General features: G+C 47.3%; 16 protein-coding genes. 3 read left to right on the top strand and 13 right to left on the bottom strand.

Annotated elements, in window-relative coordinates:
- Nucleotides 1–15 precede the first annotated feature (15 nt).
- From QXT02_RS02405 to QXT02_RS02360, 10 genes are all read right to left on the bottom strand, one after another.
- On the bottom strand, nt 16–3,462 hold the full coding sequence (locus QXT02_RS02405) for a DNA polymerase II large subunit (RefSeq protein ID WP_342811733.1): 3,447 nt from the start codon (nt 3,460–3,462) through the stop codon (nt 16–18).
- Complete coding sequence (locus QXT02_RS02400) at nt 3,459–4,259, bottom strand: HAD-IIA family hydrolase (protein ID WP_342811732.1); 801 nt, start codon at nt 4,257–4,259, stop codon at nt 3,459–3,461. The genes QXT02_RS02405 and QXT02_RS02400 overlap by 4 nt, the downstream gene beginning before the upstream one ends.
- Entirely contained in the window at nt 4,252–5,808 is a 1,557-nt protein-coding gene (locus tag QXT02_RS02395) for a DNA-directed DNA polymerase II small subunit (protein ID WP_342811731.1), read from the bottom strand. The genes QXT02_RS02400 and QXT02_RS02395 overlap by 8 nt, the downstream gene beginning before the upstream one ends.
- A 10-nt stretch (nt 5,809–5,818) precedes the next feature.
- Entirely contained in the window at nt 5,819–7,075 is a 1,257-nt protein-coding gene (locus QXT02_RS02390; RefSeq protein WP_342811730.1) for an ORC1-type DNA replication protein, read from the bottom strand.
- Nucleotides 6,966–7,562 (bottom strand): hypothetical protein, encoded by a 597-nt coding sequence (locus tag QXT02_RS02385; RefSeq protein ID WP_342811729.1) that lies wholly within the window; start codon nt 7,560–7,562, stop codon nt 6,966–6,968. Before QXT02_RS02385 ends, QXT02_RS02390 begins: the two co-directional genes overlap by 110 nt.
- The gene (locus QXT02_RS02380; protein WP_342811728.1) at nt 7,562–9,571 is read right to left on the bottom strand and encodes a minichromosome maintenance protein MCM; all 2,010 of its coding nucleotides are present in this window, start codon (nt 9,569–9,571) and stop codon (nt 7,562–7,564) included. Before QXT02_RS02380 ends, QXT02_RS02385 begins: the two co-directional genes overlap by 1 nt.
- Nucleotides 9,572–10,028: 457 nt before the next feature.
- Nucleotides 10,029–11,327, bottom strand: coding sequence for a serine hydroxymethyltransferase (gene glyA / locus QXT02_RS02375; RefSeq protein ID WP_342811727.1), 1,299 nt, complete (start codon nt 11,325–11,327; stop codon nt 10,029–10,031).
- Nucleotides 11,328–11,401: 74 nt separating this feature from the next.
- Nucleotides 11,402–12,733, bottom strand: a complete 1,332-nt coding sequence (gene allB, locus QXT02_RS02370; RefSeq protein WP_342811726.1) for an allantoinase AllB — start codon at nt 12,731–12,733, stop codon at nt 11,402–11,404.
- 13 nt (nt 12,734–12,746) lie between these two features.
- Nucleotides 12,747–13,670, bottom strand: a complete 924-nt coding sequence (pyrB, locus tag QXT02_RS02365; protein WP_342811725.1) for an aspartate carbamoyltransferase — start codon at nt 13,668–13,670, stop codon at nt 12,747–12,749.
- A gap of 114 nt (nt 13,671–13,784) precedes the next feature.
- Nucleotides 13,785–15,323, bottom strand: coding sequence for an ABC transporter ATP-binding protein (locus QXT02_RS02360; protein ID WP_404980421.1), 1,539 nt, complete (start codon nt 15,321–15,323; stop codon nt 13,785–13,787).
- Between the two features lie 250 nt (nt 15,324–15,573).
- On the opposite strand from QXT02_RS02360, the gene QXT02_RS02355 reads away from it, so the two are divergent.
- The 3 genes from QXT02_RS02355 to QXT02_RS02345 all read left to right on the top strand — a co-directional run bounded on the left by QXT02_RS02355 (nt 15,574) and on the right by QXT02_RS02345 (nt 19,951).
- Nucleotides 15,574–17,523, top strand: coding sequence for an ASKHA domain-containing protein (locus tag QXT02_RS02355; RefSeq protein ID WP_342811723.1), 1,950 nt, complete (start codon nt 15,574–15,576; stop codon nt 17,521–17,523).
- A 148-nt stretch (nt 17,524–17,671) separates the two neighbouring features.
- Nucleotides 17,672–18,769, top strand: a complete 1,098-nt coding sequence (locus QXT02_RS02350; protein ID WP_342811722.1) for a BMP family lipoprotein — start codon at nt 17,672–17,674, stop codon at nt 18,767–18,769.
- A gap of 159 nt (nt 18,770–18,928) precedes the next feature.
- Nucleotides 18,929–19,951: an alcohol dehydrogenase catalytic domain-containing protein gene (locus QXT02_RS02345; RefSeq protein WP_342811721.1), complete on the top strand. Its 1,023-nt coding sequence runs from the start codon at nt 18,929–18,931 to the stop codon at nt 19,949–19,951.
- 87 nt (nt 19,952–20,038) lie between these two features.
- Here the strand turns inward: QXT02_RS02345 and QXT02_RS02340 are convergent, their stop codons facing one another.
- Genes QXT02_RS02340 through QXT02_RS02330 form a run of 3 tightly spaced genes read right to left on the bottom strand, consistent with a single transcriptional unit; the run spans nt 20,039 to nt 23,712 of the window.
- Nucleotides 20,039–21,778 carry an aldehyde ferredoxin oxidoreductase family protein gene (locus QXT02_RS02340; protein ID WP_342811720.1) on the bottom strand — a complete coding sequence of 580 codons (1,740 nt, stop codon included), beginning with the start codon at nt 21,776–21,778 and terminating at the stop codon, nt 20,039–20,041.
- Between the two features lie 12 nt (nt 21,779–21,790).
- Nucleotides 21,791–22,660 (bottom strand): ABC transporter permease, encoded by an 870-nt coding sequence (locus QXT02_RS02335; protein ID WP_342811719.1) that lies wholly within the window; start codon nt 22,658–22,660, stop codon nt 21,791–21,793.
- Nucleotides 22,657–23,712, bottom strand: coding sequence for an ABC transporter permease (locus QXT02_RS02330; protein WP_342811718.1), 1,056 nt, complete (start codon nt 23,710–23,712; stop codon nt 22,657–22,659). Before QXT02_RS02330 ends, QXT02_RS02335 begins: the two co-directional genes overlap by 4 nt.
- Nucleotides 23,713–23,848 lie beyond the last annotated feature (136 nt).

Genomic DNA, 23,848 nt, shown 5'->3' with positions numbered 1-23,848 from the left:
TTCGCGAAGCCTAATTTACATAAAATCAGCTAAACTCATCTGCTTCCTCGCATCGCTTTCAAAAGTAGACCTAATATCACGCCGTGTCAGCTCCAGACGCTGTTTGGTGTACTCAGAAACCCCATAATCCTCGGCAATCCTCATCGCAATCTGCATATATTTTTCCACGCCACCTCGAGTCACAGTCAGGACCAGCTTTCCACCACACTTCACACAGACTCCGCTGAGAGGGACTCTGCGATGAATCTGATTGCAGTTTATACACCTGAATTTTTGACTGGCAAAGGTCCTTATGTTGCCCTTTAGATCCGGGATAAAGTGATGCTCGATAAGCCTCTCTGCCACATCCTGGACGTCAACTGCCCTGATCTTTCTGGCAAGGTTTAGCTGATAATCGGTCTTTTCTTCCATTGTCTCCAAAGTCTTATACCTGCTCGAGCGGGCCCCAGCGACTATATTGTTGGTATCAAAGGAAAAGTTCAATCCAGTGTACTGAGATTCTGTGCCAAGCCTGCGCTCAACGGTTTCCATCATCTTTGCGACTTCCACCGGACTGGCATAACGCAACGTGGCCTCATAGAACTCCAGCGGGTACCTAGCCATCACGTCCATATTATGGGCCTCCTTGTCAATTTCGGTTGGATCAATGCGAGTGCTGAGAATAAGCGGTGCGTCCATCGTCCCACCCCGCTTGGATGGTAAGAACCGCTTGCTGAAGTTGAGTAGCGCGTCGAGCAACAACATCACGCAGTCCTCGTCGCCATCACAGTCTCTTCGTTTGGCAGCATGAAAGTATGGGTGCGCATACCCCACCGTGGCCTCAGTAAAACCGATTATCCGACCGACGACACCCACCGATGTGTGCGGGGCTAGGCCTATCACTAGATGACCAACTAAGTCCGATGGTTGATTGGCATTATAGTAAGGTCTCAAACCGTAAAACTTCTGTAAAAGATCGTCAATGAATTTTGAAGCCCGAAACAGATAATCGGCCCCATCCTTCGACAAGAGGATATCCTGAACCTTCAACTCCACAAGTTGATCATCACGCTCCAGCGGGTTTCCATCTTTATCCACTGTGTAGCCAAGTTCCCGCAGACGTTCCACCGGTGTGCCAATCTCGCGCGGCATGAAATGGGTGAGCGGCACATCAGTGGCATCAAATCTTATGGTACCATCTTTGAAGACCTCAACGCCATGCTTGGCGCGAAGAATGCCCTTTTCTATCGGCTCTGGAATCTTGAAATCACTCGTCATACCTATCACTCCTTTGACTAGTTCCGGAAGCTCCTCACCCAGCTTTTGTGCAGCGGAATCCAGCATCGACTTAAGGTCAATTGTTTGTTTGATGAAGTACTCGGCGCGGGTCTTACAGGTCGGACAAACATCGCCCTGTACCACGCGTCTGCATTTGGAACAGCTTTTCACGTATTCGGCAAAGCCGCCGCATTTCTGACACTTCCTAGTGAAACCGATCTCGCCGCAGTTGGTACACCTTAAAGTTGCTAGCTCAACGGAGGTTTCGCCCTCTTTCTGCGCGGCCTTTATCAAGTTCCGTGTCATGCCGCCGCGAAGACTTACGGGGAAAAGCATGTGAACCGGTGGACTCATCCGCCTTGGATCTGCTTTTTCGGGCCTGCCCATCCGAGCTCCAATACGTGTCGGACCCTCCTCCCTGATGGTAAAACCAGCCAAAGCACAAATTATCTCCATAATGCTTTTGAACCGGCTCTCCCGAAGCGTCCTATCAAATTTATCCTTACTCAGACGCTGTCCCTCTAAAATTCCCAAAGACCTACAGAGCGGTAGGGCGTGATCTTCTATGACCACTTGATTATCGATAACTTTGTGCGGAACTCCGATCTCTTCCAAAACCCTCTTTGGAACCAGATCCATAGGTAAGCACAATCGCTTAAGCTCACCATCTACAAAGGTTGGCTCACCGCGAAGCAGCCAAGTACAGAGCTCCTGAAGTTCCTCTACGCTCAGTTCCGAGTAAGAATAGGTATAAGCAGGATGAAGCGGGACTCCCAAGTCTTCCGAGATCTTAATGGCTAGAGCTGCTGGTGGGCTGGGGTACGGCCTAGAAAGATATGGGGTTAAAGCTTGGTCGAAGCTCTTGCTCTGCAACGCTCGCTCAACTTCCTGAGCCCACCACTCCTCACAGTAACCAGCAGGCATCAGTGGATGATTGTTCTCCAGAAATTCTCCATAGCCGATCAGTATATCTCCCAAAAACAGTATCTCCTCGATCTGATGCCGCAGCTCCAGCGCCTGCTCCAGTGTTTTTATCTGGACCACTGATCCGTCCTTGAGTTTGACTGTGGGACCCTTGATACTGTCCACTGGAGTAACCGCTCCGCCTTTGCCCGGTCTTTCCGTCTTTAGCTGCGTTCCGGTAACTAGAAAATCATCACAGATAGCCATGGTGGCAGGATGAATACCAACGGCGGCAATCCCAGTGTTCCTTGCCCGGCCATAACGAAGCCTGAAGCCACCTTCACGGCCCTTGTGTCCCTCAGTTCCTGGATGCGAAAAAACCGGCCTTCCTGCAATTACCTCTTCAAGATATTTATCCCCTTTTGGAAAAGCCTGTCCAGTTTCCTCCTTCCTCGGAGCCTTGGCGATAATATCCTGAAGCCAAGACCAACCATCAATATTCAATTTATTAACATATTTCATTATCTTGGGGGCTTTTTGCAGGACTCCCTCCACCATGGCCAGCACGGCTCCGCCCCTAACCCAGTTGTGTTCAACCCTTTCGACATCTCGAAACGCCATCACGGCGGCTTCTTTACCTGATGGATCACCTGTTATTTCAACAGGTATGTTCTGCATGGCCAGTCTTATGTCCTCTGGCGGCGGTGTGTACTGCTCACGGCCAACTGAAGTTCGATAAATTTCAACTTCCTCGACAAATCTCTCTATCTCGCGATCCGTCGCCTTATAGGGGCTGAGGTAAAGTCGACGGCGGACGAAGTCACCAGCAAGAACAGCAAGGGCTGCTGCGGTGCCACCGGCGGCCCTTATCGGGCTGGCAAAATAAAGCGCCAGATACTGTGTTCCATCAAAATTGTTCTTTATCTTTACATCTGTTATTCCCTCTATCGGGGCCACGACAACCCCCTCAGTTAAAACTGCCAACGCTGTCCTAACGGCTTGCTTGGCCACCGTCTGCTCGTCAAACTTGCCAAACTTTCCATCGACTATCATCTCGGCGATCTTAAGCGCGACCTCTTCCCGAGGCATCTGCTTCTCCAACTGTCTGATTACCTCAGCAACTCCTTCCGGACCGACCAGCTTTTCCACCCTGCTGGCCAAATCACCCGCCCGAGGTATCTCCGGCTCCAGTTCGGGGTCTTTTCCCTGGGCTCTAGCCTCGCTGGCTATTTTATATAGCTCCTCCGTCTTTCGCTCCAGCTCCTTGAAGTAATCCTCCATCGAACTTCCCACTGAACTCACCGAACTACCTCCGCCAAACTGCCCAAAACACAATCCGGAGCGTTTTTGGTTCCTTTTATTTTTCTGACGTCCTCTTCAGTGGCAACGCCGGAGAGCACCAATATCGTGAACAGGCCCGTCCTCTTACCTGCTTTGATGTCGGTTTCAATCTGGTCGCCGATAATGACGGTTTCACCGGGCTTGGTCCTGAGACTCCTTAAAACGTACAAAATCATATGTGGCGACGGCTTGCCAATTACCACGTCCGGCCTTCTTCCAGAGCTTCTTTCCAAAGCGGCAACAATCGCTCCCGCTCCGGGTAAAAATCCATGCTCTGTAGGGTAAACGCGATCTAGGTTAGTGGCTATAAACTTGGCTCCAGATAAAAGTGCTCGAAGACCATCTTTGAGCTTTTCATAAGTCAGCGACTGATCGATACCGACGACGAGGTAAGCTGCCTTTTCCGGGGGCACCAATCTCAGACCGGCGCTGCTTATTTCCTCAACCAACCCCTCTCCACCAATCACGAAAACTTTAGCCTGAGGATCACGTCTTCTAATGTAATCAGCCGCAATTTGGCCAGATGTAATCACATCTTTTTCACCCACCGGTATCTCCATGCGCCTGAGCTTTTGCACGTAATAGGCACGAGAATTCTCAGAATTGTTCGTCAAGAAGACAACCTTTTTTCCTAAGCCACGAAGAAAGGCCACCGCTCTGGCCGCTCCTTCAATCGGCCTGTTGCCGCGGTAGATGACACCGTCCATGTCTAAAATCACTAAGGTTATCTTTTGAAGAATCCTTTCAAGCTCAGGCAAACTTTTTCACCACCGTCTCATGGGTCTGTAGATTTATTATTGGTACAATTCCTGGAGTTGGCCTAACCCCGAGCTGCCTCATGAAACTGGTCATGCCTTGGAAAGTGCCAGAATTGATAACCGAAACATCACGATATCGATCGTAACCGAAGACATGAAGATGGCCGCAGTGAAAAACATCTGGCACCTCATCAATTACGAGATAGTCCTTTTTTTCGGGCGAGATAGCCGTGCGGCCACCGTATATTGGAGCCAGATGTCTTTTTCTCAGGAGCTTTATCATCGGAGGGGTGGCTTCCTCGCGATTGAGTCCTGGAATGCTTGATATAACATCATCAAAGCTTCTGCCGTGGTAGACAAGAAACTCCACCCCGTGAAGCGAAAGACGAACGGGATTTCCAACCATGACGGAGTTTAGATTATACAAACCGCTGGCGACATCCTTGTGAATTGCCGGTTGGGGCTCCGAAGGCCGAACAGCATCATGGTTGCCCGGAGATATTATGATGGTAATGTAGTCCGGTATCTGGGCTAAAAGCTTGGCTGCAAAATCATACTGTTTGAAGATATCATTTATCAGAAGCTCTTCTTCTTGGCGCGGGTAGACTCCTATCCCATCCACAATATCTCCAGCAATCACCAAGTACTTGACTGCTCCAGCAAGCTCAGCATTGGGATCGTCTGACTCTCCTCGCAGCCATTTGACAAACTTCAAAAACAAGTCCTCAAAAAACTGCGTGCTCCCGACGTGCAAGTCCGATAGCAGGGCGGCGCAGAGTGGCTCCTCGGCTCGATGGGGCTCGCGTCTTATTGGTATATCCGGCCAGATAATGTCCTTCACGAAAAGTCTCTGCGACCTGCTGTCGGTTTTCAAGGAGGCGATAACTCCAATTACCTCATCAGTGTTCACCTCAACAGCCTTTTTAACCAGTTCTTTGTTGCTGTTGAAGACAAATGCCAACACCGATCCGCTAAGGTCTTCGAGCTCAAGCACAATATTACCTGCCGATGATTCCCGCTTTTCCCTCACCATACCCACCACTTTCACCAGTTGTTTGTCCAGGAGATTTCTCAGACTGCTGATCGGCACGGCATCGTTCAAATCCAATCTCTTCTTCAAAATCGAACCGACGCGCTCGTACCTATCGCGAAAGAGTGCTACAAAATCAGAAAGCTCTCCCTCACTGTAGCTCTGCCCAGTAACATCTTTTATAATTCTGACCTTAGGTTCGTATTCTGCAGCCAGAGGTTTGAACTTTATGTACGAAAGCTCCGGCGCCCTCTTCTCAGCGATTTTAGTTTTCTCCACAGTCTCGGTTCGCGGAGAAACTTGGGGAAGGATGACCTCTTCCATCTTGCGGGTTTGTTTTTCAAGAATCTCAGAAATAACTTCACCAGTTATCAAAAATGGTCTGCTCTCAAGCCCCTTCAAAGCAGAGATCACCTGATCTAAGTCTGTATCTTTGTTGCTCCGCAGCTTTTCCAGTGCCTCAGGAGTTAGCTGCATCTCTGCCTCTATAAACTTGCGCACCAGAGCGCCTTCGTCCATGCATAATCACCTAAACCAGCGTGAGCTGACGCGACAATTTCAAAGTATCAATGCTCGTAAGTTGTTCGTCATGAATAGCTGCCAGTGCCTGAGTTGGATGAATATTCAACCTTATCTCCTTAGTCCTGCCTTGGCGACCTTTGTTAACTATCTTGGCGCTTATGATGCCCAACATATCTAGCTCCGAAATTAAATCACCGATACGGCGCTGCGTCAGAACGTCCAGACCGGCTTGGGCGCATAGTTCCCGATAAACGCTATAAACCTCACCACTGATGATGGAGCTAGACATTCTCTCAGAAAGGAGCACTATGCTGTAAAGAACCAGTTTAGATTGGGTAGGTAATGTCCTTATGACCTCGACCATCTTATCCTGCTCTATTCTCTCATGAGCGCGTCTGACGTGTTCCACGGAAACCTTCTCGCAACCCTCTCTTTCCGCCAATTCTCCGGCAACCCTGAGAAGATCCAACGCCCTACGTGCATCACCGTGCTCCCTAGCCGCGTGCGCCGCGCAGAGAGAGATGACACCTTCCTGAATCGCCCCTTCAACGAAACTTATTCTGGCCCGCTTCTCCAAGATGTCCTTAAGTTGAACTGCGTTATAAGGTGGAAAAACTAGCTCCTCTTCGCTGAGGCTGCTCCTCACTCTGGGATCGAGATAGTTCAAAAAGTTCAAATCATTTGAAATGCCGATGATAGAAACTTTTGAATTTTTCAAGTCAGAGTTCATTCGCGTCAGATGGTAAAGAACCTCATCGCCGCTCCTGAGCACCAGCTTGTCTATCTCGTCAAGAACTATCACACCCAGCTGCTTTTCACTATCCATCGCTCGGAAAAAGCATTTATAAACCTCATCAGTGGGCCAACCAGTCATAGGGACGCTGTCTGGCAGTTCACCCAAATTTCCCTTAAGCCTCTCCAGAAATGTGTTCGCCAGTGTTGCTAGAATTCGATACTTCGTGTTCACCTCCTCACAGTTTATATAAACCAGCCTCGCTTTGAGTGGTGAACGATCGCTGACCTTCTCAAGCTCCCTAGTTACATATTTTACGCAGGCGGTTTTCCCCGTACCTGTCTTACCGTAGATAAGTATGTTGGAAGGAGTCTCACCTCGCAAAGGCGCCGCAAGTATTCTAGCCAGCTGGTGTATCTGGCTATCCCGGTGCGGTAGTTCCTCCGGAGTGTAACTCGGCCTCAGATACTCCCTGTTTTTGAATATCGGCCTTGTCTCCAACAACATACTGAACAGTCCTTCCCTCACCATTTTTACCCACCTCCTCTCTAAACTCGAATAACCTCTTCAGCCTCCTATTCCAATCATCGATAACCTCGGAAACTTCATTGACCAGCAAACGCTCCTCGGGAGTCAACCCGAAAGGAACCTCCGGGGAAAAGGCAAGTCTAACTAACTTGGGCAACCTAGCCTCAAGCAACAGAAAAACTTGCGAAATTATTTCATCGGCCTCTTTTTTCCTGCCCCCTCGCAACAAAGAAAGTAAGCTGCTGGCAGTTGAAACATAAAAGTTATCTGGAAGCGATAGCGGTTCTGATCCACGTTCCTCGGCAAAAACAAGCTTTCTAATTTCAGCTGCTGTTATTGGCTGCAGAAAATCAACAAATCCGCTGCTTCTAAGAACATTAGCATCCCAAAGCCACAGTTCCGTTTCGTCACCCACTGCCAGTGGACCCAGTTTTCGCCCAACCAGTTCAACCTCTGGAAGATCTTTAATGACTCGAACGTGCTGTTTCATTACTTCACCGCCCGACTGATCATTCCTTGTTTTGGCTCGTAGAGGTGACCCCTCTTCTTCTCCTCAGAGATGACCCAGTCCACAAAACGCCTATCGATCTTCTCAGAATCGGCCATCTGGAATATCTGCTCCAAGGGTGCCGCTCCACCGTATTTTTCCTCGAGTTCTTCGATTATTTTCATCAGGCGCATGTGCTTCTCGCGCTGGGACCGGGGAATTCCTGTCATGATTAAATCAACGTCGACCTTGCCTCTTTCGATGTCAAACCCAGCCTCCCTTAACGATGTTTTTATGAGAGAAATCGCGCGGTTGGCGTCCTCAACGGTTACCCGATCACTCAACCTCAATCTAGCATTGGCCTTGGCAAGGCGGATTATCGATTCAAGCTGCCTCACGGTTATCGGGAGCGGGTCACCAGACTCCGCCGCTGATTTTCTCCAACCAACAAAAAAGTCCTCTATAACTTTCTGGACCTCCTTATCATCCAACTTAGGTTCTATGTTTTTGCGCGCATAGATTATTATTTTGCGGAGAAATTCTGGGTCAAACGGGGCCTTCAAAACCTTTCCTGGCGAGGTGTAGAGCTGCAGAACATGTTGGGCTATGGACCGATCATACTCTGTACGGGGCTCATCTCTTAATATGAAAACAAGATCGAACCTAGAGAGTATAACTGGATCAATTGGGAGCTGCTTCAATGCTGGTTCTTCCTTACTGAACCGGCCCAGCTTTGGGTTCGCTGCTGCCAAAACCGCGGTACGGGTGTTTAACGTGGCGATTATTCCTGCCTTAGCAACGCTAATCGTTTGCTGCTCCATTGATTCCAAAATGGCGGATCTGTCCTCATCCCTCATTTTCTCAAACTCATCGATGCAAGCCAGACCGCCATCGGCAATCACGAGTGCACCGGCTTCTAAAGTCCAACCACCACTAATCTCATCACGAACGGCTGCAGCGGTTATTCCGGCACCGGTGCTCTTCATGCCTGAAGTGTAGACTCCTCGGGGCGCAACGTTGGCAACCCACTTCAGAAGCTGGCTTTTCGCTGTACCCGGATCACCGGTCAGTAAAATGTGGGTGTCTCCGCGCAACCTAGTACCATCTGATAAAATAACAGGATTGCACCCGAACAGTTGTAAAGCAATGGCCTCTTTGATTGCCTCGTGCCCGTGAACCGCGGGAGCAATCGATTGAATTATGTTAGTCCTCAGCCAGACATCCTGCTTGGCCAATTCCTTTATCTTGGCTTCATCCTCTGGAGTAAGTTCAGCCTCCTCAACACCTTTTTGCATTATTTCCACATGGCTAACAAACAGTATCTTGCGAAACGTTGTCCGCCGCTCTTTCTGTTGCCTCTCTTGAAAAACTCGCAGCGCACCGGTTATTAGCACTCGATTTCCGGGCACCGCCTTGTCGACAAAGTCATCCCTGATGATACAATCGAGCCTGCGCGGTATCCTGCCACCACGCAACCTCTCAGGAGGTTCCTGCAGCTGTATGCTTTGCCAATCACGAAAAACTGTATTCTCGATCAACAAATCAAAGGGACCTTTCTTTCCACAGTTGGGATTCTCGCAAAACAGCGGCTCCCTAAACATCTCACCCGACTGTGGTACTCGGTTTTCTTCACCGCATCTTCGGCACTTGAAAACGGCCTCTTTCGCCTCAGGCTTCACTTCCCCCGCACGAGTAACCACGCCTTCAACCTGTATAAACTTGCTAACGTGTTCGGCACGAATATTGCGAATTTCAATGATCTTGTCAGCGCCTTTCACCCGGAGCCTGAACCCAGGTATCTTGGTTATGTTTTCCAGTATTTCGTCTGCGGCCTCAAAGAATAAAACCGGTGCATCCAGTAAGTTCTCGGCAAGGGCCTTATCAAATGCCAAAATTTTTTCGAACTCCACCACTAGGGATTTATTGCCAGCGGCGGTTATCTTCCGCAAATCTTTTTGTATCTCCTTGCTGTGCAGGAAATCTTCGAGCTTCTCTTTTAAGTTAGGTTCCAACACGATCACCTCAAGCACAGCGAAAATCTACATAACTAGATTTGTATTTAGCCGATGTGGTGAAAATTTTGAACATAGACTTTAAGATTAGTGGAAAAAATATACACCATTTACTAATTTTAAGTGCAACTTTTTTCACAATTGGGGTTAATATAACTTCAAATGGATTGAGGCTTCTTTCGGCTCCGTTGCTGAACAGGAGCATAATAACACCTGATAAAAAGGTCCAGCTGCTTTTTTATGGGAATTAGCGGGGAGGGGTCGCCGAAAGTAATCTAATTTTTATTTTTTGAGATTTTACAGGTCTATTTGAAAAACAGCCTTTGTAATCTCGATTTCCGCCAAAACTACTTATTCCTTTCCCCTGCTGGAGTGGAAACACAAGAAAAGAGTCGAAAATAAGGTGTGGGGAAAGAAGGAAAATACTGTTAAAAATTTAAAAACAAAAACAGAGCAATTATCTTATCTTTATGTATTCATAAGCTTCGGTCGCTGACTCAAAACAATAGTGCACTTTCTGAAACTCCTTTCTAAATTCGGCGACTTCTCTTGCCACCTCTTGTGGGTCTTCATTGTCGATGATAATTCTCCTAATAAACTCAGCTATTTGCTTCATTTCGCCCTCTTTCATCCCCAACCTTGTGACTTCAGAAGTACCAAGTCTGATGCCGCCCGGATTCTTGTAGTGGCGCCCTTCTCTTGGGTCCCACGGCAGCAGGTTCCTGTTCAGAATTATGTTAGCGTTCTCAAGTTTTTTCTCTAAAGTGCCGCCATCACCATACTTTGTGACATCAACAACCAAGATGTGTGACTGCGTGAACCCCAGTTCCGGGCACAGGACCGCCAGACCCTGATCATACAGCGCCTTCCCCAGCGCCTTTGCGTTTCTTACTATCTGTGCTGTGTACTCTCTTCCAAACTCAAGCATCTCGGCCAAGGCGACAGCCAAAGCCGCAACTGAGTGCAGGTGATGGTTGCTGACAATTCCTGGAAAAACTGCTTTGTTTATTGATTCCGCCAGCTCTTTGGTGCACAGGATCATTCCGTGTTGGGGTCCGGGGAGCGTCTTGTGAGTGCTGCAGGTCATGACCTCGGCACCCTCACGGAGGGGATCCTGAAACTGACCACCGGCTATCAGTCCGGCCACATGCGCCGCGTCGTACATGACATGCGCGCCACACTCTTTGGCGACCTTGCTCAGCTCTTTAACTGGGTGGGGGAAAAGAAAAACGCTACCACCAAAAGTAACCAGCTTCGGTTTCACCTCAACTATCTTCTTTGTGGCAGCTTCAACATCAATATTCATCCGCTTTTCATCTAGCGGCAGATATTCGATTTCCAAACCGTGAACCGCACCCGCGGTGCCGCCGAACTTTTTCTTTGCCATACTAATGTGCCCTCCTGACGCAACAGAAAGGCACATCATCGTATCGCCTGGATCAGTCAAAGCTGTAAAGGCCGCGAGATTAGCAGTAAGTCCCGAAACCGGTTGGACATTGGCATGCTCGGCCTTGAAAAGTTCTCGAGCCAGCTCCATAGCAATAATTTCAACCTGATCAATATAGACGCAACCAGCGTAAACTCGCTCCCCAGGCCAGCCTTCCGCGTAGCGGTGTTGAAAATCACAAATTAATGCCTCTCTGACGGCCGGACTCGTGACATTTTCGCTGGCTATCAATGGTATCGACGACTTGAACCATTCATGGTGCTTTTGCAGCAATTCTAGGGTACGGTCATACGCTTCCTTGGGCTTCATCCATCCACCTCAACTGAAATTAAAGTTTCCCGCATATATCCTTAACTAAATTTGAATAATGCGCTTCAAGTCAACTAAGGTCTAACAAATCTGCCCTTAGGCCCGTCCAAAACCTCTCCTCGCTCAGCAACTATTTCCCCCCGGAGAATGGTATAAACCGGGACCCCTTGAACTTGGAAGCCATCAAAAGGTGTGATCTTTTGCTTGCTGTGAAGTTCTTCCGCTTTTATTATTTTTTCCCTTTTCATATCGACTACTGTAAAGTCAGCGTCGGAGCCCACCATGATGACACCCTTTTTGGGATAAAGTCCGAAGATCCTCGCTGGGTTTTCCGCACCCAATTCCACGAGCCGGCTGAACTTAATCAAGCCTCTGTTAACTAAGGTGAGCATCACCGGAACCATTGTCTCGACACCGATACAGCCTGAAGAGGCCTCCCATATGCTCTCTTTAGTTTTTTCCTCAACCGAATGCGGGGCATGGTCGGATCCGATGGTATCAATGGTTCCATCATTAACGGCTTCGATGAGTCTTTGAACCAAGGCCTTGTTCCTTACTGGAGGATTTATCTTCAGAACCGAACCTTTAACTTGCATGTCCTCCTCGCTGAAGACCAAGTACTGCGGACAAGTTTCGGCCGTTATTTTCGCGCCAGTAGCCTTAGCCGCTTTTATCAAGTGTGTGCCGCAACTGGTGTGGACTAAGTGGACTTTGTTCCCGGCTTGTGCGGCAAACAAAGCCAGCAAGTGAATTCCTTCTTCCTCAGCTATAGGTGGTCTTGCCAAGCAGTGCGCTATTGGTTCCTTAGTTGTTGCCTTCAGCTTTTCCGTGTAATATTGAGTTATATTCTTGTCCTCGGCATGAACTGAAACGGGAAGGCCGATCTTGGCCAGCTCTTTAAAGGACTCAAAAATTAGACCATTGCTCGGCCTAGGGACACCGCCGGTAACCTCGGCCAAGAGAAGTTTGAAACCGATGGCCCCTGCCTTAGCCATTCCCGCCAGTTCCTGTATGTTGTTCTCAATGATCAATCCGTAAAGGCAAAAATCCACGTAAGCTTTGTCCTTAAGTAAAGAAGCTTTTTCCAATAAAACTTTTTCATTAGTCACTAGCGGTAGGGTGTTGGGCATTTCAAATACCGTCGTCACGCCACCAGCGGCTGCGGCGCTGGTCCCGCTCAGGAAATCCTCCTTGTAGGTCATGCCGGGCTCCCTCATGTGGACATGTGCATCTACAAAACCCGGCAGCACATGGAGTCCATTAAGATCCAAAACTTTTTCCGCTCGAGGCATTGCCGATGCAGAACCTATCGCAACTATTTTCCCCTCATCAACCGCTATCGCGGCCCTGAACTCGCCACGAGGAGTAACAATGGTGCCGTTGTTCAACAGTAAATCGACGGGCAAAACAACACCAGAACTAATCGGATGGGATTTTGAGACCCATCACGGCAGCTAAAAGAGCCATCCTCACATACATGCCATTTGTCGCTTGCTCAAAGTACTTCGCTTGGGGCATGGTATCCACATCAGTAGTTATCTCATTCACTCTAGGCAGTGGATGCATAACTATCGGGATTTTCTTGAGTTTGGAAAGCAGTGTTGGTGTTACTATATAGCTTCCCTTGACCCGTTCATATTCCTGCAAATCAGTAAATCTTTCTTTCTGAACCCGAGTAACATATAGCACATCGATCTCTTCATCCAGCTCTTCCAGAGAATTATAAAACTTGCAGGGCATTTTACCCTTGACTTTTTCAACCACTTCAGGCCTCATCTGAAGGATTGGTGGGGCGATGCAATACAGCTTGACTCCGTTAAACATTGAGAGGGCATAGCTAAGACTGCTCAAGGTTCGGCCGTGTTTTAAATCGCCGAGAAGACCAACTCTCAAGCCGTCAATTTTGCCAAAAGTCTTGTACATGGTGTAAAGATCCGTCAGTGCTTGAGTCGGATGTTCATGCATGCCGTCTCCGCCGTTTATCACTGGATGTTCGGCGATGTCGGCAGCCATCTTGGCCGATCCCTCGACCTTATGTCTTATGATAATTACATCGGGATCGTATCCATCAATCATCCTTATAGTGTCCTCAAAGCTTTCCCCTTTCATCAGCGCCGAGGCCTCAATACTGCCGAAATCCATGACCTTGCCGCCTATTTTCAACATGGCGGCGGTGAAGCTGAGTCTAGTTCTGGTCGATGGTTCCAAAAAAACGGTTATTGCCATTTTGTCCTCAGCTATTCTGAGAGTTTTTTTCCTTTCACAAATCTTGGCGTCATTGAAGAGGTGCATAAAGTCCTCTCTCGTGAAATCAAACGCAGAGATTATGTCTCTACCCTTCACATATACACCCGATGAGACATATTTCTTTTACATTTAAGTTTTTTCCACCGATTTAAAATCAGCTACCTGCTGTTAGATCCTGCTACAGTTTAACATCCAATTTTGGCTGACAACTTAACCTTTGGTCTTAACGGAAGCTTTTTTTACTCCGGCCATCATCAGACCTATATCCTTGATCTTGGCCTTCTCAGCAGGGACTATGCCGACTATCTCTCCCTCATAAATTACGGCAATGCGATCGCTCAAGGACATGATCTCATCCAGATCCTCGGAAATCAACAGGATCGCCGTCCCTTTCTCCTTTTGCTCCTCTAGCTTTGACTGGATGAACTCTGTGGCACCGACGTCGAGCCCGCGCGTGGGCTGGTTGGCTATCAAGAGCTTGGGCCTCCTAGAAAGCTCCCGGGCGAGAATCAGCTTTTGGAGGTTACCGCCAGACAGATTTCGAGCGGGTGTGTCCCGGCTCGGAGTTTTTATATCGTACTCCTTTATTAACTGATCCGCATACTTGTTTATCTCATTTTTATCCAAGAACCATTTTTTGTTGAAGGGCAAAAACCAACGATTCACGAAGGGCGGCTCCGATTGCGACCCCAAAATGAGGTTCTCGGCGACTGTGAAGTTCATCACCAGACCAGTGCCAACGCGATCCTCTGGAATGTGGCCGACGCCTTGGCTGGTTATTTCCTTCGGTGATTTGTTGGTGACGTCTTTGCCCAGAATTACAACTTTTCCGCCGGTAGCTTTTCTCAAACCTGTTATGACCTCAGCAAGCTCTCTCTGACCATTGCCCGAAACCCCAGCAATTCCGAGTATTTCCCGCTCATGAATCTCAAAGGAAACTTTCTTTAATGCCGGAAGGCCCTTATCATTCAAGGCTTCAAGATCCTTAACCGAAATAACTACCTTACCCGGCTTTACTTTTTTTCTTTTGGCGCCAAAGTAAATCTGCCTCCCTACCATCTTCTTAGCCAAGTCGCTCTTGTTGGTGCGCTTAGTCGGAATGGTGCCCACGACTCTTCCTCGTCTGAGCACTGTGACGCGATCGCTTACCTCCATCACCTCTGGCAGCTTGTGGGTTATAAACGGTATCACGGCCAGTCCCTCCTTAGCCATCTTCTTCATCATCTTCATCAGCTCCTTCACTTCCGGAGGTGTCAACACCGCCGTGGGCTCGTCCAGAATAAGGATCTGGGCCCCCCGGTAAAGTGCCTTGATTATTTCGACGCGCTGCCTCTCACCCACAGAAAGCTGCTCGATCCGGGCCTTGGGGTCAACTTTAAGGCCATATCTCTTTGAAAGCTCGATGATCCTCTTTTCAGCAACGTCTAGATCAAGCAACGGCTCCTTAGACGACCTGAGGCCAAGAATAACGTTCTCAGTGACCGTCAGGGGATCAACAAGCATAAAGTGCTGGTGAATCATCCCGATACCCAAATCGATAGCGTCCTTAGGCGATCTGATGGTCACCGGCTTGCCACGAATCAGTATCTGGCCCTCATCGGGCTGATAAAGGCCGTACAGAATATTCATCAGGGTCGTCTTTCCCGCGCCGTTTTCACCCAAAAGGGCGTGAATCTCACCGGCCCTTATCTCGAAATCTACATGATCATTGGCGAGGACGCCGGGAAAACGCTTGGTGATCCCCCGCATCTCAAGAATGACCTCTCCCGGTTTTACCTTTTCCAGTTTAATTTTCGGGGCCACCCCCGGATCACTCTGGCCTCGGGCAGAAGCGATTTTCAACTTTTCCCCATCACTTCTATCAGCATGAGGGTTAAAAACGTAGCGATTTCTGCTTCGAAAAATAAACGGGCGATTGGAAAAAATTTTTACTCTGAACAATAGGATAATATTAATTCTAAGAAAAAACAATGATAACTAAAACATTCAGATGATTCACATGCAATGTGTAAAAGTAGTTTTCCTGCCTGATGGAAAAAGCATTGAAGTTGGTGCTGGTATTAGTATCTTGGAGGCTGCGAAAAAAGTTGGAATCACGCTAGAATCAGTATGTGGTGGTAAGGGAACGTGTGGAAAGTGCCGGATTATTGTCGAGGCTGGAGCAGGGAATCTAAACAAGATAACCAAGGAAGAACTAAATTTAGTAAAAATCGGAAAATTCTCACAGGAACTTCTTGACCGGGGCTACCGTCTTGCCTGCATGACTAAGATAGAAAAAATAACGGACACAGACGAACGGATTGTTGTTACCGTTCCGATAGAAAGTCGACTTGGAGCCCAGAAAATATTGGTGGAGGGTCTGGAAAAGGAGCTGAAGTTTAATCCATTAATTAAAAAATACTTTGTTGAGTTGCCGCAACCAACTTTAAGCGACCCTAAACCTGACCTAGAAAGGATTTTAGAGGGACTGAAGGCGAACAACGTTGATTTTGTTGAAACGGACTACAAAATATTCAGAGAGCTACCGGAGGTGTTGAGAAAAGGAAACTGGAATTGCACGGTCACGATCTGGAACGACAAAGAGATAATTTCAATAGAAAGCGGAGATACTTCTAAAAGAAAATATGGTCTGGCTGTGGACATAGGAACAACAACCGTGGTGGGATACCTAATCGATCTCAATGATGGAAAGTTGGTGAGCGTTGGGTCGATCCTGAATCCACAAATTCCATACGGCGAGGATGTGGTAACCAGAATAACTTATTGCATTCAAAACGAAGATGGCCTAGAAAGGATAAACCGAGCAATAATTGATGGTCTGAACAAAATAATTGATGAAGCCTGTTCAAAGGCCAACGTGAAAAAAGAAGAAATCTATGAGATCACCATCGTCGGCAATACGGCAATGCACCACCTCTTTCTAAAACTGAATCCTAAGTTTTTAGCCCTCTCGCCGTTCACGCCTGTATTAAGAAGGGGAGTTGATGTAAAGGCCCGTGAACTAGGCCTTAAAACTAATCCAAACGCCAACGTCCACGTTCTTCCCGTAATCGCTGGTTTTGTTGGCGCTGACACTGTTGGTGTGATCCTTTCAACCGACATTTACAAGGAGTCAGAGATGACGCTGGCGACCGACATCGGTACGAATGGAGAAATCATGCTGGGCAACAAGGACTACATCGAGGTCTGTTCTACTGCTGCCGGCCCCGCGTTTGAAGGTGCACACCTGAAACACGGCATGCGTGGGGAACCGGGAGCAATCGAAAAAGTCAGTATAAAACCCGACACCTTGGAAGTTGAATACAGCACCATCGACAATCTACCTCCAAAAGGTATATGTGGCTCGGGAATTGTGGACGCGGTGGCCCAGATGTTTCTAGCTGGCGTGGTACTGAGAAACGGAAACATAAACCCGGCAATTGAAAGTCCAAGGATTAGAAGAAATCAAAATATGCTGGAGTTCGTGCTGGTTTGGGAAAATGAGACTGAGAAAGGAATTGGCGATATAGTAATAACACAACGAGACATCCGGGAAATCCAGTTGGCCAAGGCGGCTTTGTACAGTGGGGCAAAAATATTGATGAAAAGAAGACAAGTGGAGGAAAAAAACATAGATAGAGTTTATCTAGCCGGGGCTTTTGGAACTTACATTGATAAGCTGAGCGCCAAAGTAATTGGACTTTATCCTGACATACCCTTGAGCAAAGTAAAATCGGTTGGCAACGCGGCGGGCATGGGTGCAAAACAGGCACTAATCTCAAGAGAAAAAAGGGAGGACGCTGAAGCTATCGCAAGAAATACCCGCTACCTAGAGTTGACGATTGCCCCCGAATTTAACGATGAATTTATCTCCGCTATGTACTTTCCCCACGCCAAGATAGATAGATTCCCCAGTCTCAGGAAGAAGTGCGAAGAACTTCCCGGGTGGTCTGAAATATTAAAATCTTAAAACGACACATCGCCTTAAACCAATCCCAAGGTTAACGACCACAAAAGCCAATAAAAAATTCCCAACTGAACTAAAAAAAATCTATAATCTCGGCTAACCTAAAGAGATAAAAAGGCGCAAATCTAGTTTTTGATTAAAAGGTGAAAAAATGGAAAATAAAGGAATATCGACATCTATAGCCATTGTACTCGGTTTGGTCATTGGTCTGGTAATTGGCGCTGGAGCACTATATGCAATGGCACCCCAAGCACCCGGACAAACAGTAACGGTGACAAAAACAGTAACGGGTACAGCAACACCCACCGCACCTTCAAAGCTTACTATGGGAGTCGTGATGTGGTGGCACCACGATGAGGGCAGCTGGTCGCCTAGCCACGCAAAGGCTGTGGAAACAGTGGCGGGAAAATACGGTATCTCGTATACCTGGATTGAAGAAACCGGTATACAGAACGTTGAGAGCGTGATAGAACAGGCGGCATCTACTTATGACATTGTCTATATTGAAACTGATGAGTTCATGGAAGCTGCACTCAATGTTGCTGCAAGACACCCAGACGTTTACTTCATACAAGAGTGGGAAGCAGGGCCAATAGCTGACTCGGGGCTGACTATTCCAAACAACATGATATGCCTCAACGCGGCAAACGTTCATCAGCCGCACTTCATTGCAGGTGCCGTGGCGGCAAAATTGACGAAAACCAACAAACTTGGACTCATCATTGCGATACCTGGCCCAAGAGCTAACCGGACCGTGGCGAACCCATGGAGGGACGGCGCCCACTACGTGAACCCAGCCATCACAGTTACTCGGGTGGACATGAACTCCTACTCTGATCCAGCAAAGGCTAGAGATACGATAGCCAGTTTCCACGAAGCGGGCATCGATATCGTTTTTGTGAACCAAGATGACTTCGCAGCAACTTTGGAAGCAGCTGTTAGGGGAATGTACACATTCCAAGAGTACATTGACATGGTGCAATATTACCCAGACACGCTTATTGCGTGCTCTATCTGGGACTGGACAAAACCATTAGACAAGGTAGTGAACGCGATAGTAAGCGGAAACTGGCAGAACTTTAGAGCCCAACACGTTGAAGTCTATCTAACTCTGGAGGATGGATCTCTGGGCTTCCCCACATGGGGCAATATGGTCACTGAAGAAGTCAAAGAGTTCGCAGAACAGTTGAAACAGGACATCATTAGCGGCAAACTCGTGGTTCCGGAAAAAACAGAATGGGTAGATTAAAGCCCAAAAATCAATTATTATTTTTTTCTTTTAGCAACTTCATTCAGAAATAGATTATTTTTGAAAAATTTGGGTCGATTAATTAGAAAAAGTTTATTGCTGGACCCTTAACTTCCCACTAGACTTATTAACTGATAACTTAAACAATTAGCGAGATTTATGAAAGCGGTAAGATATTATGGCCCAAATAAGCCCCTAAAAATTGAAGATGTGGAAAAACCAAAAATTACTGAAGATGAAGTCCTAGTAAAAGTTAAAGCCGCTGGAGTTTGCCATACCGACCTGCACTTTTTGGACGGCACCTTAGTACCTTGGAAAGGCACTCTACCAATAACCTTGGGACATGAAATAGCTGGAGAAATAGAAGAAGTGGGGAAAAAGGTGAAAAACTTTAAGAAAGGTGACCGGGTCGTCATAAACAACAATAAAAGCTGCGGAAAGTGTGAATACTGCAAAAGGGGCATGCAAAACTTATGCAACGACTTAGACCAGCATGGGTTCACCATTGATGGCGGATATGCTGAATACGTGAAAACTGTCGAGCGGACTCTGGTAAAGCTTCCAAAAGAAGTACCATTTGAAAAGGCGGCTGTACTGCCGTGCGCAGTAGGATCGGTCTACCACGGATTAACCGATCAAGCCAAGCTAGAAGCTGGAGAAAGTTTGTTGATAAATGGATTTGGCGGTCTAGGTACTAGCGCCTTTCAGGTGGCGAAACATCTGGGTGCTAAAGTTTTCGTTGTTGATGTTTCCAAGGAGAAACTTAAAATGGCTGAAGAGATGGGAGCTGACGGAGTGATCGACGGGACAAAGCCCAACGTCAATGAAGAGATAAAAAGAATGACTGGCGGCAAGGGCGTCAACGTGGCCCTAGAACTGGTAGGGTTGAAGAAAACCATGGAAAATGCCTTCAACAGTCTGGCCAAGATGGGCCGCTATGTGATCATCGGTTATACAAAGGACCTGCTGGAAATAAACCCGCTGTCACTCGTAGTCGGCGAGTTCAGAATAATTGGATCTGTTTCATATACTCACCAGAATTTAATCGATGTTGTGGAACTTGCTCGCAAGAAAAAAATAAGTCCGGTCGTCTCAAAAACGGTGAAACTCGACGAAATTCCTGAAGTACTTAATCAAATGAAGGAAAAGAAAGTTGTGGGTAGGGTCGTCGCCAAGCCATAAATAAAGGATGTCAAAAAAGTACGGCGTCTAAACAACCCATCTTATTGAACATTAGATATATTAAGATGGCAGCTATCTGTCGAAACACTAGGAACTTCTACATTTGTAATACTCTTCTAAAAGATTCTCTGCCTGAAAGGTAAAAGCTATACCTCCCCTGACCCGTGGAACTTTCTTAAATCTCTCAGGAAGAGGATCGCCTATTTTATCCCTGCCCAGCGACTTTCTGGCGAAGGCTACTTTCATACCGAATATTTCGCCACCTATTCTATCTAAATCATCTAATTTCAGGTCCAAACCAGAAACTGTTTTCAAAATTCTTGGTATGAAATCAACAGGCAAACCTCCGGCCCAGAACTCAAACGCGAAGGAGCACATAACCAAACTGTCGATTATCTCCGCAAAGTTCTGCCTTTTTACCAGCTCCCCAGCCAAGCTTTCAGACCTCGGAAGACCCACAAAATTGCTTCCACCCTTGCCGTGATAAGCTCCAGAAGGCAGGGTAGCATAGTTCAGCCCCTTATCCTGTTGAACTCTAGGGTCATGCATGCATATCGGCGCGCCCTTAACATGCATCGCGAAGTTTGGAGCATCACCGCCAATCAACTCAGCAGCCCTTTTCAAGCCCTCGGCAAGAATGTTTCCAAACCCATGCCTAAATGCTATCATCTCGACCAGCTCGGGGAAACTATCTCCACTGCCCCAATATAGCGAGACGCCAACCTTCTCCTGAGATAAAATTTTTCTTTCAAAGCATTCCATGAGAAATGCCATTAACGTCCCAGTCTCGATGGTGTCAATCCCGAGCAAGTTGCAAGCTCTGTTTGCCTTTATAATTGTCATTGGATCATCGACTAGGCACAACGACCCCAAGGCGGCTATCGTCTCATATTCGGGGCCCTTTTCTTCAACACCATCATATTCTATCCTCTTCTCACATCCGACCGGACAGTACTTACAGGCGCCCATCTTCATCTTTACCCAATTAGACAACCTGTTGGAGGAAATTCTCTTTGCCGACTCCTCCGACCATTCATCCTGTCCCCAATTTTTCAGAGGGAGATTTCCTCTCGCCAGATGATTCTCCAGAAAAGATCCAGTACCAAATTTGGAAAGCCTTTTGATGCCATCCCTTTCGAGCAAGTACCCTATGATCTCCTTAGCCAGATCCACGATGTCTTGGGTTGGAGAGTATCTCTGCTCGCCTTTAACCACAATTGCTTTCAAACCCTTTGAACCCAAAACCGCCCCCAGCCCACTTCTGCCCGCGATCCTGCCACCATCGTTTGAAATTACTGAAAATTTCACCAAATTCTCGCCCGCCGGACCTATGGAAAGCAATCTGCAATCCCCACAAATCCTCTTTACCTCCTCCTCAGTTTTTTGATGATCAAGCCCCCACAGGTCACGGGCATCCTTCAATTCAGCTTCACCATCGCAAATCCAAAGAAAAACCGGTTTTGTCGACTTTCCAGTAACTAAAATCGCATCAAATCCGGCAGATTTCAGCTCTGGACCCCAAAAACCACCCGCGTCTGCATCCCCAAGCGTACCGTTTAGCGGCGACTTGGAAGCAACCACATAACGGCTTGACATCGGTATGGAAGTTCCCGTTACTGGACCTACACAAAAAACAATTACGTTTTTTTCATTTAATGGGTCTATTAAAGGATCAACCATTTTCGATATAAACCAAGTCGCCAGTCCGCTGCCACCGATAAACCTAATCGCCTCACGAGGAAGATCTTCTATTTTTATTTCCCTAGAACTCAAATTAACCTTCAAAACTTTACCTGCAAAGCCCATGGGGCAACTTGACCCGACCATAAAGAGCCCTCATTACTCTCGTTTGTATGGGACTCCTAGCGCCGAAGGTATGCCAGATTTTTTACCAAGAATTCCTATAATCGCCAGCACCAAAACCACGCCAATGTGGGGTATAACAACCATGAACTCGCTCGGCAAAAATAAAGCTCCTGCAACCTGAAGCCTAGTCTGAATTCCTATAAGTGAGGAAAAGAACAGCGAACCGAGCAAGACGCCTGTTGGGGAAAATCTTCCAAAAAGAACGATTGCAAAAGCGACCCATCCATAACCGGCTATCATGGTATAATTGTAGCCTTGGAGTACATGGTCTGCCAGATAGGCTCCAGCCATGCCCATTAAACCGGCGCCAATGATATTACATATCCACCTCACCCGAAATATGTTTATTCCTGCGATATCACCGACATCGGGGCTCTCCCCTGCCACATGAATTGCTAGCCCTTGCCTAGTCCACTTAAAGATAACAAAAACTGCGATAAACAGCGCTATCGTCAGGTAGAAAACATGGTCGAAACCAAATAGATATCCAAATCTCTCTGGTACCTTGAAGGAGCCCGGCAGAAGGATAGGATATAAGAATTTTCCAAGTCCCTCGGCAAGGAACCAAAGAGTAAATCCAATAACTATCTGATTCAATCTCCAATTAACTGTCAGCAACGATAACAACACTCCAAAGAATACCCCCCATAAAAATCCCACTAAAAGTCCAATCCAGAGCGATCCTGAAACAAAGTACCCAAAAAGACCACCCACCGCTCCTGCCATCATTATTCCTTCTACAGCAATGTTGTAGACGCCCGCCTTCTGCCCAATCAGGCCACCGAGCGCGGCCAAACCTATGACTGGAAAGTAGGAAAGTACAGAACTAATCACATCTATCATGCTTTCTTCCTCCTCTTTTTAATCCATCCGACTAGCTCAGGGAAGAAAACGACCAAGAAAAGTATACCGAGCAGAACTTCTGAAAGCGCAGAAGGCATCCCTAGAGTTGTCAACGACAACGTCCCCTCAATGATAACCGCGACTAAAAATGACCCAAATGGTATTAGAATGGGCTCATTTCGACAAAAGATAGCAATTGGTATGGCAAAAAATCCATAATTTCCAGTAATGCCTGCCTGCATCCGGAAAAATTCACCCAATACTAAAGACATGCCAGCCAGACCACAAAGTCCACCGCTTATTATTGCGCCCAAAGTGAGAATTCTTCCTACATGAATGCCCTGACACAGCGCCGTCATAGGATTATCTCCAACCACTCTGAGCTGATAACCAAAGACGCTCTTTTTGAGCAAGAAGTAAACAATGAAAACAAAGATTATTGCCATTATGAAGGCTGAACTCAATGGTGGGGAAATAAAAGGAAATCTCATTCCCTCAGGGATTGGTGCAGTGCGAGAGTAAAGACCAACGGAACCCGCCTGCTGCCAGAACCATGGTCCTGAGATGAGGTAATGGAACAGGGCTAAGGCGATAAAGTTCATCATCATAGTTACCACGATATCGTTAACATCCCATTTTACCTTCAGGAAACCGGAGACTCCGCTATAGACGCCAGCAAAAATGAAACTCAAAGCAAAAGCGACCGCAACGGCAATCGCATTAGGTAGACCCAAGAAAAGGCAGGTGCCGGTCGTCGCAATTGCCCCAATAGCTATCTGTCCTTCAGCTCCGATGTTCCAAAATCCTGACTTGAAAGCGATAGCAAGTCCCAAGGATGCCAGAATAAGTGGTGTGGTTCTTTTAAGGACATACAAAATTCCTGATGGAGACCCAACCGTATATGTTAAAAAGGTGGAAAAACTTCTCCCCAGATCCACCCCCGACACAACTGATGAAATAGCAACCACAACGATGACAGCTCCGATGATCGCTGCAACATTCAATAAACCCATTATGAGATGAGACCTTTGAACTTCAAATTTAACCTTCATTTTTGGGCACCTCTTCTAATTCTTCTTTGAAATATAATTCTTTCGTCTCTCCAGCAGGTCCGCCGCCAGCTCCCCATGCCTTCTGATGATCTCGCCCAGATCCATCGTCTTCAGCCTGCGGCCCTCGACGACGACC

Origin of the sequence: Hadarchaeum sp. (SeqCode), from assembly GCF_038871235.1 — an archaeon.
In the GTDB taxonomy this organism is placed as follows: Archaea; Hadarchaeota; Hadarchaeia; order Hadarchaeales; family Hadarchaeaceae; genus Hadarchaeum.
This window is presented reverse-complemented; position numbering and strand designations above follow the sequence as displayed.